Source organism: Pseudomonas graminis (assembly GCF_013201545.1).
GTDB lineage: Bacteria > Pseudomonadota > Gammaproteobacteria > Pseudomonadales > Pseudomonadaceae > Aquipseudomonas.
The window spans coordinates 5,477,865-5,489,745 of record NZ_CP053746.1; the positions used below are offsets into that span (position 1 = coordinate 5,477,865).

Consider the following 11,881-nt stretch of genomic DNA (forward strand, 5'->3'; position numbering starts at 1 on the left):
CGGTGACGCTACAGCGGGCGACTCAGTGCAGGCGTCAGTGCAGATAGTCCTGCAAGCGGTAATACGCGCCCACGAACGGCAGAAACCACGGCTTGCCGAAGTGCCCGGGGATCGCCGGCCAGTCCAGTTCACGCCAGGGGTTGGCCGCCGCGTTGCCGGCCATGACCTCGGCCATGACCTGGCCCATGTGCACGGACATCTGCACGCCATGGCCGCTGTAGCCCATGGAATGAAACACGCCGCCGTGCTGGCCGGCGCGGGGCAGGCGGTCGGACGTCATGTCCACCAGGCCGCCCCAGCAGTAGTCGATTTTCACGTTGGCCAATTGCGGGAACATGTTCAGCATCGCCGCCTGCAGCACCTTGCCGCTTTTGGCGTCGGACACGCCGTCGGACATGGCAAACCGCGCACGGCCGCCGAACAGCAGGCGGTTGTCCGGGGTCAGGCGGAAGTAGTTGCCGATCTGGCGGCTGGTCACGTACGCCCGGTGCTGTGGCAACAACTCGTCGATCAGCGCCTGGGGCAAGACTTCCGTGGCGATGACAAAACTGCCCACCGGCACGATCCGCCGGCGGTACCAGCCGAGGTCGCCGTGCTGGCAAGCGCCGGTCGCCAGCAGCACTTGGCCTGCGTGCAGTGAGCCCTTGGCGGTGTTGACCTGATAACCGCCGGCCTGGGGCTTCCAGTCCTTGACCGCGGTGTGTTGGTAAATCATTGCGCCGCGCCGGGCAGCGGCTTCCGCCAGACCGACCCCAAAGCGGCCGACATGCATTTGCACGCCGTTGCGCTGCAATAAGCCACCGTGAAACTGCGACGAGTTGACTTCGGCACGGGTCTGCTCGGCATTCAGCAGCTCGACGTCGGCGTCCACCTCCTGGCGAATCAGCTCGCAGGTGCGGGCCAAGCCTTCGTAATGCAGGGGTTTGGCCGCCAGTTTGAGCTTGCCGTTGCGCAGCAGATCGCAGGCGATACCTTCCTGCTCGACCAGCGACACCACGGTCTGGACCGCGCTTTCATAGGCCTGGTAATAGGCGCGCGCCCTGGCCGCACCGAGACTGGCGTGCAGACCGGCGTAATCCTGCGCGACGCCGGTGTTGCACTGCCCACCGTTGCGCCCCGAGGCTTCGCCGATGACCCGACCGGCGTCCAGCACGACCACGCTGGCACCCTTGAGGGCCAAGGCTCGCGCCGCTGACAGGCCGGTGAATCCACCGCCGATCACGGCCACGTCGACCTGCCCGGGCAAGCCGCCGGGTTGGGCACCGGTGAAGGCCGGTGAAGTGTCGAGCCAATAGGATTCACTGCCCATCTTTAACCCCTTATTGCTAAAACGGCGGCGCTGAAACGGCGTGGAGACGGTGTTTGAGTTACAGACCCACCAGCGCCGGCAGTCCGCCGATGTCGGTGATCTGCTGGTACTCGAAGTACGCATTCGCCGGGACTTCATGACCACGGGCCACGAACGCCTTGTGCTTGATCTTCATGTCGTGGGCCGACATCAGGTCGTAACGGAAGCTCGAAGACACATGCAAGATGTCTTCCGGGCCGCAGCCGAGGTTGTCGAGCATGAACTCGAATGCCGCCAGACGCGGCTTGTAGGCCTGGGCCTGTTCGGCGGTGAAGACCTTGTAAAACGGCGCGCCGAGCTTGTCGACGTTGGACATGATCTGGCTGTCGCTGGCGTTGGAGAAGATCACCAGGGGAATCTTGTCGGCGATCTTCGACAGACCGGCCGGCACATCGGCGTGGGGGCCCCAGGTCGGCACGGCGTCGTAATACAGTTGGCCTTCATCACGGTACTCGACGCCCCAGCGCTTGCAGGTCCGGGCCAGGGCGGTCTTGAGGATCACGTCGTACGGCTGCCAGTCGCCCATGACCTGATCGAGGCGATAGGCCGAAAAGTCTTTGACGAACTGGTCCATCTGTTCAGGCTTGACGCGGTCAGCAAACAGCTCGCGGGTCATGGTGCCCATGTGAAAGTTGGTGAGCGTGCCGTAGCAGTCGAACGTAATGAATTTGGGACGAAGAAAGCTCATTGAGTGCGGTCCTGAAGTCAGTTGAGTGTGGCAAGCGTTCGCTGCCCTGGCGGCGCGTCGGCCTCGTTGCAGCACAGCTTCATTACATCACTGTGAAATCAGCATATGCCGTCTAAAACGACCCGTGCTCAATACAAACCACCGTTTTGGTGGCTGGGCTCAGCAGAGTTTGCGGTGCGCGCCAGCCTTGGGCAGGGCCTGTGTTTGTGCGCTTTTAGGGGGCTTTTGAAGGCGTTCGGGCGGGCAAAGGCTTAAGAATGGGCGTCGGGGCGGCAGATAATGTGGCGTGGTACGCGCGGGATTAACTGATTCTGCGGTGAGGGCAGATTCTGCTTTCGCCCCCTCCCTGGATGACGGCTGACTGACCCGGGCTCAGCCACTGCGGTGCAGCCATTCTGTGTCGGCGTGCAGGACATCGGGCGGGCACAACGGCCTGTTCGCCAAGTGGTAGAATCCCGCCCCCCGCACCGCATCGGTAAGGTGCACGGGCACGGCGAATGCTCGACCCTGAATGACCCGCCTGGCGGGATGGTGCGCTATGTTTGTAAACCTTGAAGTCCGCAGCTACGACAGGGAAAACCCCAATCACCAGCACGACCACACTCAGTTGGTGCTGCCGATCCGCGGGCGAATGGAAATCAACGTGGACGGTCGTGAAGGGGCTATCGATCAGTCATTGGCAGCCGTGGTGATGCCGGGCTCGGCGCACTCCCAACTCACCCACGTTGACAGCCGGTTTCTGATCCTGGACTGCGCCGCGACTACGCTGGAGGCCTTGCACATCGCGCCGCTGGCCAAGCGTGTGTACGTGCCGGTTTCCCCCGCCACCCGGCGGCTGATCGAGTTCGCCGAGCTGATCGGCAATGAGCAACTGGCCTTGAGCGCTTCACAGCTCGGCCCGCTGTTGCTGTCCTCCCTGTTGTCGGACACCGTCGGATCGCCGTCGCCCATGGCTCAACTGATAGGCCGTCTGCGAGCCACGCCCGGTGACCACTGGAGCAATGAGGTCATGGCGCACGCGGCAGGCATGAGCATCAGTCAACTGCACCAGCGATTCCGGCAAATGTTCGGACAAAGCCCGCAAACCTTCCTCACTGGCTTGCGCATTCAGGAAGCTCAGCGATGGCTGCGTGGCACCTCGTTGTCGATCGCCGAGATTGCCTTGCGTGCAGGCTTCTCCGATCAGGCCTCCCTCACCCGGGCCATGCAGCGTGTCAGCGCCACGACACCCGCGGCGTACCGCAAGGCGCACAAACAGCCTGGGTAAAAAATTCGACCGGTACGGACAATACGCCCCGATTCCATTGCCCCAGACTTGTGGCCTTACGGTTTGGAGCGGATGAAATGTTGGCTGATCGAGCACTGCTAAAAGGCATCGGCTACGGGGTGTGTGCGGGGCTGTGCTGGGGGGTGATTTTTCTGGGCCCGCAGCTGACGCCGGGCTTGAGCGGCCTGCAGTTCGCCGTCATCCGATTCCTCTGCTACGGCGCCATCTCCGCAGCGCTGTTGATGCCCCGGTGGCGCCGGGTCTGTGCGCAACTCGGTATGGCTGACTGGAAATCACTGTTCTGGCTGAGCCTGATCGGCAACCTCCTCTACTACTCGCTGGTGGGCACCGGTGTGCAATGGGTCGGCATCGCCACCACATCCCTGATTGTCGGACTGATTCCGGTCATCGTGACGCTGGCAGGCCGTCATGACGCCAACGCCGTCCCTTTGCGCAAGCTGATTCCTTCGCTGTGTTGCGCGGTCGGGGGCGTCGTACTGATCAGCTGGCACGCCCTGTTCAAAGGCGACAGGCCGGATGCATTGACCAACGTTGGCGGGATTTTGTGTGCGGTGGGCGCACTGGTGACCTGGAGCTGGTACGCCGTGAGCAACGCTCGGCGACTGGTTCAAGTCACCGAGGTTTCGTCCCATGACTGGGCGCTCCTGACCGGGGTCATGACCGGCGCCCAGTCCCTGCTGTTGGCAGTGCCTGTCCTGGGGTTTCAGGCCGGTACGTACAGCGCCGCGGACTGGCTGCATGTTTTGGGAGTGGCCGGGGGCGTCGCCTTGCTGTCCTCGGTGGTGGGTGGCGCGTGCTGGAATCAGGCGAGCAGGCTGCTGCCGCTGGCGCTCAGTGGACAAGTGCTGGTGATCGAGACATTGGCGGCGCTGGTGTTTGGCTTTATATGGGAGCACCGACTCCCTGACAACTTTGAGTGGGCGGCCATTGTGCTGCTGGTGACCGGCGTTGTCTGGTGCCTGAATTGTCACCGTGCCCCGCGCCGTGAGGCGAATGCGTCGGTGGCTGCATGAATGGTGCCCATCCGGCAAAAGTCTGTCTACCGCCCGCTGCAACTGCTTGAAAAAAGCGCTCGGTGCCGTGTTATTCGGCACCAATGTCCCGTGGCATTTGCTGCCGCCCTCGCCCCGGATTTAAGTACGAAGTAGGGTCCCGTCCCCCGCCGTGCGACGAATCTGCCGAATATCCCGAGCCCTCTTGTCAGCCCTTTAATCAGGTGGGATACAGGCGTTCAGTGCCACTTGAATAACGCATAACGGAGCCTCGCCATGTCCGCCCTGCCGCACCCTTCTTATACCTATCGCCCCATGACCGTGGCCGACCTGACCGCCGCCCATGACTTGTCAGTGCAACTGAAATGGCCCCATCGCCTGGACGACTGGGCGATGCTGCACCGGGTCAGCGACGGCTTCGTGGTGATGGATGGCGGCCGTCTGATCGGCAGCGCCTTTGTCTGCCCTCAGGGTGATTTCGCGACCATCGGCCTGGTGATCGTCAGCAACGATTACCAGGGCCAGGGCATTGGCCGCCGCTTGATGGAAAGGGCCCTCGCCGCCTGCGAGCCGCGTACGCCGATTCTTAACGCCACCGTCGCCGGCAAGCCGTTGTATGCCAGCCAGGGTTTCGTCGAATTCGGCCGGGTGCAGCAGCATCAGGGCCAGGCCATCGTCCCGGCGCTGGTGGAGCTGGCTGACGGTGAAACCTGCCGCGCCCTCACTGCCGACGATCACGCCGCCCTCCTCACCCTCGCCAAAGCCGCCAGCGGCCTGGACCGCCGCGACGTGCTGCGCGACCTGCAGGTGGAGCACGCGGTGGGCATCGAGCGTGACGGTCAGCTGCGCGGTTTCGCCTTGCTGCGGCCATTCGGGCGCGGGCGCTGCATCGGGCCGGTGGTGGCGGAAAACATCCATCAGGCCCAGCACCTGATCGCCGTCTTGCTGGCCCAGGTGCCGGACACCTTTGTGCGCATCGACATCCCCGTGGCCTGCGGCCTGAGCGACTGGCTGGAAACGGCGGGCCTGAAGAACATCGACACCGTGGTGCAGATGGCCCGAGGCACCCCGCCCGAGGCCAGTCAGGGCGTGCAACCTTTTGCGCTGATCACCCAGGCGATCGGCTGATTTTTTACGGAGCATCAACCATGTCATCTCCCGGTATTTTGTTGTTGGCGCGCGCTGATGGCAGCGGTGTTTCCACCTCTTTCAACTCGGCGCCGTTGAGCGCCTTTGATCCCTTTGCCGAAGCGCGACAGGTGGCGTGGCGCGGCGATGACGGGGTGTCGGCCGGGCTTGTGCGGTTCACCGGCGACGCGTTGATCGAGGACTTTCCCTACAGCGAGACGCTGGTGGTGCACGCCGGCCATATGGTGCTGAGCAGCGCGGAGCAGACGCTGGAGTTGGGCGTCGGTGACAGTGCGGTGATTGGCCGTGGCAGTCGCGTGGCGTTGCATGCCAGCATTGGCAGTGAGTGGGCGTTTTGTGCGGTGGATGTGGCGGGTACCCCTGCGCGACCCGGTTTGACGCTGTTGCCGGCCCATATCTGGCTGGAGCCGTCTGCGACGCTGGAGCCGCCGATTTTGGTCGGGCCTGCGCCGCAGTGTCGGGCGTTGAGTCTGTTCGATGATGAGGTGACGGCGTTGAAGGTGGGGATCTGGGATTCGACGCCGTATCAGCGCCATGGTCGTGCGCATCGGTTGCATGAGTTGATGCATCTGTTGGAGGGGAGTGTGACGCTGGCCGATGATGACGGCGGTGAGGTGACGGTCAATCCGGGGGATACGGTGTTTGTGGTGAAGGGGGCGTTTTGTGCGTGGACCAGTACGGTTTATGTGCGCAAGGTCTATGCGGTGAAGTGAGTTCAGCGTCTCTCTTAAGATCAAGATCAAGATCAGGATCAAGGGCGTCTGCCTGGGGGCAGACTGTTTCGCCTTCGGCGAGTTACTTGGAAAAGCACCCCAAGTAACCAAGGGTGCTTGCTCCTGGTTTGGCCCCTCGTACCTCGGGGTTCCCTCACTCCGACGACGCTCCGTGGGCCCGCGCCGAACGGACATCCCTGTCCTGACGGCGCTCTCGCCGCATCCATGCGGCTCGGCCCACTGCGCGTCGTCTGCCTTCGGCCTGCACCCAAGTCGCGATTGGCGGTGTCTGGGCTTTTTGCGCACGAAGATCAAAAGCGCGCTTACGCTTAGTAGGACCGGGTTTAGCCGGGAAGCCTTTGATCTTGATCGTTCCCACGCTCCGCGTGGGAATGCATCCCCTGACGCTCCGCGTCACCGGTCTCACTGGCTCCACGCGGTGCTTTTTTGTGGGACCGGCTTTAGCCGGGAAGAGGCCAGTGTGGGCGCTGGTAGTTTTGCTGATCAGACACCCTACCTGTGGGAGCGAGCTTGCTCGCGAAGCTGTTGCTGTTTCTGTCCGATCGTTCCCCACGCTCCGCGTGGGAATGCATCCTGTGACGCTCCGCGTCACCGGTCTCACTGATGCAACGCGCGCTGTTAGTGGGACCGGCTTTAGCCGGGAAGAGGCCAGTCGCAGCGCCGACGTTGTTGCGGTGTAACGCCTGCTTGCAGATCGAACTCGCCACTCACACCTTCAACGCATCTTCCAGAAACGCCACTAACGCTTGCACCCTCGGGCTGCGCAGTTTGCGGGAGGGTACGAGGAGGTTGACGGGGGCGCTGTCGAAGTTCCAGTCGGCGAGGACGCGGATGAGGTTGCCGCTGGCGATGGCGTCGCTGACGTCCCATTGCGAGCGCAGGACCAGGCCCAGGCCTTGTTCGGCCCAGCGGCGGGCGACGCTGCCGTCGTTGGTCAGCAGGGCCGGTTCGACGCGCAGGGTTTTGCGGGCGGGGCCTTTGCGCAGGTGCCAGAGGGTGACGTCTTCGTCGTTCTCGCGGATGCAGATACAGCGGTGCGCGCTGAGTTGGTCCGGCGACGTCGGCTCACCGTGTTCGTGCAGATAGGCCGGGCTTGCGCACAGCCAGCGTTCGTTGGGTGAAAGTTGCCGCGCGGTCCAGAGGCTGTCGTTGAGGTGGCCGATGTGGATCACGGCGTCACTGTCGTGGCGATCCGGCCACGGGGTTTCGCGCAGGTCCAGATGCAGGCACAGCTGCGGATGCAGCCGGATGAAACGCGCCAGCAGCGGTGCCAGTCGCTGTCGTCCGAAACCGAACGGCGCCGCCAGTCGCAGGGTGCCGACCAGTCTTTCGTCCTTTTGCCGGAAGGATTCGGGCAGCGCTTCGAGCTGTTCGAGCAATAGCGCGCTTTCCCGGGAGAAGCGTTCGCCATCGGCCGTCAGGCTCAGGCGGCGGGCGTCGCGGTTGGCCAGGGTCAGGCCCAGTAGGGTCTCCAGTTTACGCAGGCGCATGGACAGCGCCGGCGGCGAAACATTGAGCGCTCTGGCCGCCGCACTCAAGGACTCGGCACGGCTCAGGGCGACCGCCAGGCGCAGGTCTTCGATGGAGATCATTCACTCTTACTTAATGATTGATGAGACTGGATTGAACCACACCTTAACGACAGCTGAGTAGAGTGCAGCCTGTCCCTCGCCACCCGAGTTCCGTCATGTCTACGCCGATCGCTTCTCTCGACACGCCCGCCGCGCTGGTGGACGTCCCGCGCATGCAGCGCAACATCCAGCGCATGCAGCAGCGCATGAACAGCCTCGGCGTGCGGCTGCGTCCCCACGTCAAGACCAGCAAATGCCTGCCGGTGATTCAGGCGCAGATCGCGGCCGGCGCCAGCGGTGTGACGGTCTCGACGCTGAAAGAAGCCGAGCACTGTTTTAACCAAGGCATCAGCGACGTGTTGTACGCGGTCGCCATCGCGCCCGGCAAATTGTCTCAGGCGCTGGCGCTGCGGCGCGCCGGCTGCCACCTGAGCGTGCTCACCGACAGCGTTCAGGGCGCACAGGCCATCGTCGCCTTCGCGAAGGAGCACGGCGAACGCTTACGCATCTGGATTGAGGTCGACTGCGACGGTCATCGTTCGGGCCTCGCCGCTGAAGACCCCGCGCTGATCGACGTGGCACGCATCCTCATCGAAGGCGGCCTGCAACTGCGCGGTGTGATGACCCACGCCGGTTCCAGCTACGAACTCGACAACCCCGAAGCCCTGCAAGCCCTCGCCGAACAAGAGCGAGCCCTCTGCGTCCGCGCCGCTCAACGCATTCGTGACGCCGGGATGGCCTGCCCGGACGTCAGCATCGGCTCCACGCCCACCGCCCTCTCGGCCCTGAATCTGGATGGCGTGACGGAAGTGCGCGCGGGCGTTTATGTGTTCTTCGATCTGGTCATGCACAACATCGGCGTCTGCCAGGCCGACGAGTTGGCCCTGAGCGTGCTGACCACGGTGATCGGCCATCAGCAGGACAAGGGCTGGATCATCACCGACGCCGGCTGGATGGCCATGAGTCGTGATCGCGGCACCCAGCGTCAGCGCCACGATTTCGGTTACGGCCAGGTGTGCACCGAAACGGGCGAGTGGATCGAAGGGGCGTTGGTCACAGGCGCCAATCAGGAGCACGGGATCGTTACCTTGGGCGGCGCCGACAGTGCCGACCTCGCCACACGTTTCCCCATCGGCAGCCGCCTGCGCATCCTGCCCAACCACGCCTGCGCCACCGGCGCGCAGTTCCCGGACTATCACGCCCTCGACGCCGATGGCGCGGTGCACACCTGGAGTCGTCTGCATGGCTGGTGACATCGAGATCATTCACACGCCCCACGCAGCGGCGCCGGGCGGGCATTATTCCCAAGCAGTGGCTTACGGCGGCGTGGTGTACGTGTCCGGGCAGTTGCCGGTGCGCGCCAATGGCGAGCACAGCGCCGACCAACCGTTCGAGGTGCAGGCCTCGATTGCCCTCGACAACCTAGTGGCGATCCTGACTGAAGCGGGTCTGAGCCCTAGCGACTTGTTGAAAGTGACGGTCTACGTGGTGGGCATTGAACACTGGCCGGCCTTTGACCAACTCTATGGGCGATACCTGGGTGAGCATCGACCCGCCCGCGCCGTGGTGCCGGTCCCGGTCTTGCATCACGGTTACCTGATCGAAATCGAAGCCGTGGCGCGTGACCTGCAACCCCGCGGCCTGTCAGCCCATAACCTGCAAGAGGAGCCTTCATGAACCCGCAAAAAAGCGATGTACTTGTGATCGGCGGGGGCGTCATGGGCGCCTCGTCGACGTTTTTCCTGCAGCGGCGCGGTTGCTCGGTGACCCTGCTGGAACGCGACCAGATCGGTCAGTACGCCAGCGGCGTGAACTTCGGCAACGTCCGCCGCCAAGGGCGTTATCTGGGCCAGCTGGAACTGGCGAACCGGTCGTGGGGATTGTGGAAGCGCCTGCCGGAGTTGATCGACGACGACCTCGAATTCATCCCCAGCGGGCACATGCGCGTGTGTTATCGCGAGGATGAAATCGCCGAACTGGAGGCCTACGCCGCTGCGCCGGAAGCCGAACAGCTGGATCTGAAAATCTATCGCGGCGCCGAGCTGCAAAAGCGGTTCCCCATCCTTGGCGCAGAGGTGAAAGGCGGCTCCTACGCGCCCCACGACGGTCACGCCAACCCGCGTCTGGCGGCACCCGCCTTTGCGCGCGCGGCTCGTCGGCTTGGCGCACGGATCGAAGAACGCACCGAAGTCGCCGACGTGCAAAAGGTCGGCGGCGTGTTTCACGTCACCACCACTGACGGGCAATTGTTCGTCGCCGAGCAGCTGTTGATCACCGCCGGCGCATGGGCGACCAAGCTGTCTCAACAGTTCGATGAACCCGTGCCCCTGGAGCCCAACGGCCCGCAGATGTCGGTGACCGAGCCGGTGCCCTACGCATTGCCGACGGTGATCGGCGTGTTCACCAAGATCAAGGAAGAGGTGATCTACTTTCGGCAGATCCCGCGCGGGAACATCATCATCGGTGGCGGCGCCCGTTGCGCGCCGGACATGGTCAACCGTCGGGCGTTTTTCAAGCCTGAAAGCCTGCTCAATCAGATGCGTCAGATGAAGCGGCTGGTTCCCGGCGCCGAGAAACTCAACATCATCCGCACCTGGAGCGGCATCGAAAGCTACACGCCGGACTCCCTGCCGGTCATGGGCCGCAGCGGCATGGTTGACGGGCTGTTTTACGCCTTCGGTTTTTGCGGCCATGGCTTTCAGCTCGGCCCTGGGGTCGGCGATGTGATGGCCGAACTGATCAGCACCGGCAGCACCAGCACGTCCATCAGCCCCTTCGACATTCGCCGGTTTACTCAGCCATCACTCGTACCGCAATTGGCGACCAGCCTACTCAGCACAGGAAAACTCATATGAGCGACGCCTACGTTTATCGCATGGCCACGGCGGCCGACATGCCCGCCGCCCACGCGCTCTCCGTGCATTTGAAGTGGCCCCATCGCGAGGCAGACTGGGCGATGGTGCAGCGCACGTCCGAGGGTTTTGTCGCTGACCATGACGGGCAATTGGTGGGCGTGGCGTTTGCCTGCCATCAGGGGGCTTATTCGTCCATCGGGCTGGTGATCGTCAGTGATCAGCACCAGAGCAAAGGCATCGGCCGCCAGTTGATGAACCTGTGCCTGGACGCCGCCGCGCCGCGTACGCCGATCCTCAATGCCACTGAATCAGGGGCGCCGCTGTATGTGAGCATGGGTTTTGTCGAATACGCGCGGATTCAGCAGCATCAGGGCGTGCCGCAGACGCCGCCTGTTCCGGCTGCGATGGGGGCTGGGCTTTGTCGCGAAGTGACCGAGGCCGAATACCCGCAGGTGATCGAACTGGCCAACGCCGGCAGCGGGCTGGATCGCACTTCGGTCCTCAATGATCTGCTGCCGATGGCGGAGTGTGTGGTGGGCGTCGAGGTGCACGGGCAACTGAAAGGCTGCGCCCTGCTCCGCCGTTTTGGCCGCGGGTATCTTATCGGCCCGATGGTTGCGCAGAATCTGGAGCAGGCGCAGCAGATGATCACGCACTTGCTGGACCTGATCCCCGGCGCGTTTGTGCGTTTCGATATTCTGGCTGATTGCGGGCTGGTGGAGTGGCTGGAAAGCCTGGGGCTGCCGTGCGTCGATCGCGCGCCCCGCATGGTGCAGGGTGAGCCGCCACGGTCACGGGATGGCATTGTCCAGTTTGCGATGGTGACCCAGGCGATTGGGTGAACGTTGCCAGGCGCGCCGCCATTTGTAGGACCGGCTTTAGCCGGGAAAGCGTCAGGCGTCACACCGCAAAATTGATGGCGCTCACACTGGCCTCTTCCCGGCTAAAGCCGGTCCCACTGAAATCAAAAGCACGTGCACACCCCAATGATGCAACGCGCTGCCTTTAGTGGGACCGGCTTTAGCCGGGAAGGCGTCGGATGCCACACCGCAAAATTGATGGCGCTCACACTGGCCTCTTCCCCGCTGAAGCCGGTCCCACTGAAATCAAAAGCGCGTGCACACCCCAATGATGCAACGCGCTGCCTTTAGTGGGACCGGCTTTAGCCGGGAAAGCGTCAGGCGTTACACCGCAAAATTGATGGCGTACACATCGCCGGATTCAGCAGATTCTCCCTTGCAGACCGCAACAACGGC

At 63.4% G+C, this 11,881-nt stretch carries 11 protein-coding genes; 8 read left to right on the forward strand and 3 right to left on the reverse strand.

The features are described from left to right. Positions 1-34: 34 nt before the first annotated feature. Both FX982_RS24300 and FX982_RS24305 read right to left on the reverse strand, forming a co-directional pair. A complete protein-coding gene (locus FX982_RS24300) occupies positions 35-1,309 on the reverse strand; it encodes an NAD(P)/FAD-dependent oxidoreductase (RefSeq protein WP_172612912.1) in 1,275 nt (424 codons plus the stop codon). Between the two features lie 58 nt (positions 1,310-1,367). Next, positions 1,368-2,036 carry a haloacid dehalogenase type II gene (locus FX982_RS24305; RefSeq protein WP_172612913.1) on the reverse strand — a complete coding sequence of 223 codons (669 nt, stop codon included), beginning with the start codon at positions 2,034-2,036 and terminating at the stop codon, positions 1,368-1,370. A gap of 538 nt (positions 2,037-2,574) precedes the next feature. Here FX982_RS24305 and FX982_RS24310 point away from each other — a divergent pair. The 4 genes from FX982_RS24310 to FX982_RS24325 all read left to right on the forward strand — a co-directional run bounded on the left by FX982_RS24310 (position 2,575) and on the right by FX982_RS24325 (position 6,178). Continuing rightward, positions 2,575-3,303, forward strand: a complete 729-nt coding sequence (locus FX982_RS24310; protein WP_172612914.1) for a helix-turn-helix domain-containing protein — start codon at positions 2,575-2,577, stop codon at positions 3,301-3,303. Between the two features lie 77 nt (positions 3,304-3,380). Beyond that, positions 3,381-4,337, forward strand: a complete 957-nt coding sequence (locus FX982_RS24315; protein ID WP_172612915.1) for a DMT family transporter — start codon at positions 3,381-3,383, stop codon at positions 4,335-4,337. A gap of 255 nt (positions 4,338-4,592) precedes the next feature. Beyond that, a complete protein-coding gene (locus FX982_RS24320) occupies positions 4,593-5,444 on the forward strand; it encodes a GNAT family N-acetyltransferase (protein WP_172612916.1) in 852 nt (283 codons plus the stop codon). 20 nt (positions 5,445-5,464) lie between these two features. After that, a complete protein-coding gene (locus FX982_RS24325; RefSeq protein ID WP_172612917.1) occupies positions 5,465-6,178 on the forward strand; it encodes a cupin domain-containing protein in 714 nt (237 codons plus the stop codon). Positions 6,179-6,906: 728 nt separating this feature from the next. On the opposite strand, the gene FX982_RS24330 is transcribed toward FX982_RS24325, so the two are convergent. Further along, positions 6,907-7,791 carry a LysR family transcriptional regulator gene (locus FX982_RS24330; RefSeq protein WP_172612918.1) on the reverse strand — a complete coding sequence of 295 codons (885 nt, stop codon included), beginning with the start codon at positions 7,789-7,791 and terminating at the stop codon, positions 6,907-6,909. A gap of 95 nt (positions 7,792-7,886) precedes the next feature. Here FX982_RS24330 and FX982_RS24335 point away from each other — a divergent pair, with 95 nt between their 5' ends. Genes FX982_RS24335 through FX982_RS24350 form a run of 4 tightly spaced genes read left to right on the forward strand, consistent with a single transcriptional unit; the run spans position 7,887 to position 11,467 of the window. Continuing rightward, the gene (locus tag FX982_RS24335; protein ID WP_172612919.1) at positions 7,887-9,023 is read left to right on the forward strand and encodes a DSD1 family PLP-dependent enzyme; all 1,137 of its coding nucleotides are present in this window, start codon (positions 7,887-7,889) and stop codon (positions 9,021-9,023) included. Next, on the forward strand, positions 9,013-9,447 hold the full coding sequence (locus FX982_RS24340; protein ID WP_172612920.1) for a RidA family protein: 435 nt from the start codon (positions 9,013-9,015) through the stop codon (positions 9,445-9,447). Before FX982_RS24335 ends, FX982_RS24340 begins: the two co-directional genes overlap by 11 nt. Beyond that, positions 9,444-10,625, forward strand: a complete 1,182-nt coding sequence (locus tag FX982_RS24345) for an NAD(P)/FAD-dependent oxidoreductase (RefSeq protein ID WP_172612921.1) — start codon at positions 9,444-9,446, stop codon at positions 10,623-10,625. Before FX982_RS24340 ends, FX982_RS24345 begins: the two co-directional genes overlap by 4 nt. Continuing rightward, positions 10,622-11,467: a GNAT family N-acetyltransferase gene (locus FX982_RS24350; RefSeq protein WP_172612922.1), complete on the forward strand. Its 846-nt coding sequence runs from the start codon at positions 10,622-10,624 to the stop codon at positions 11,465-11,467. Before FX982_RS24345 ends, FX982_RS24350 begins: the two co-directional genes overlap by 4 nt. Positions 11,468-11,881: the final 414 nt, after the last annotated feature.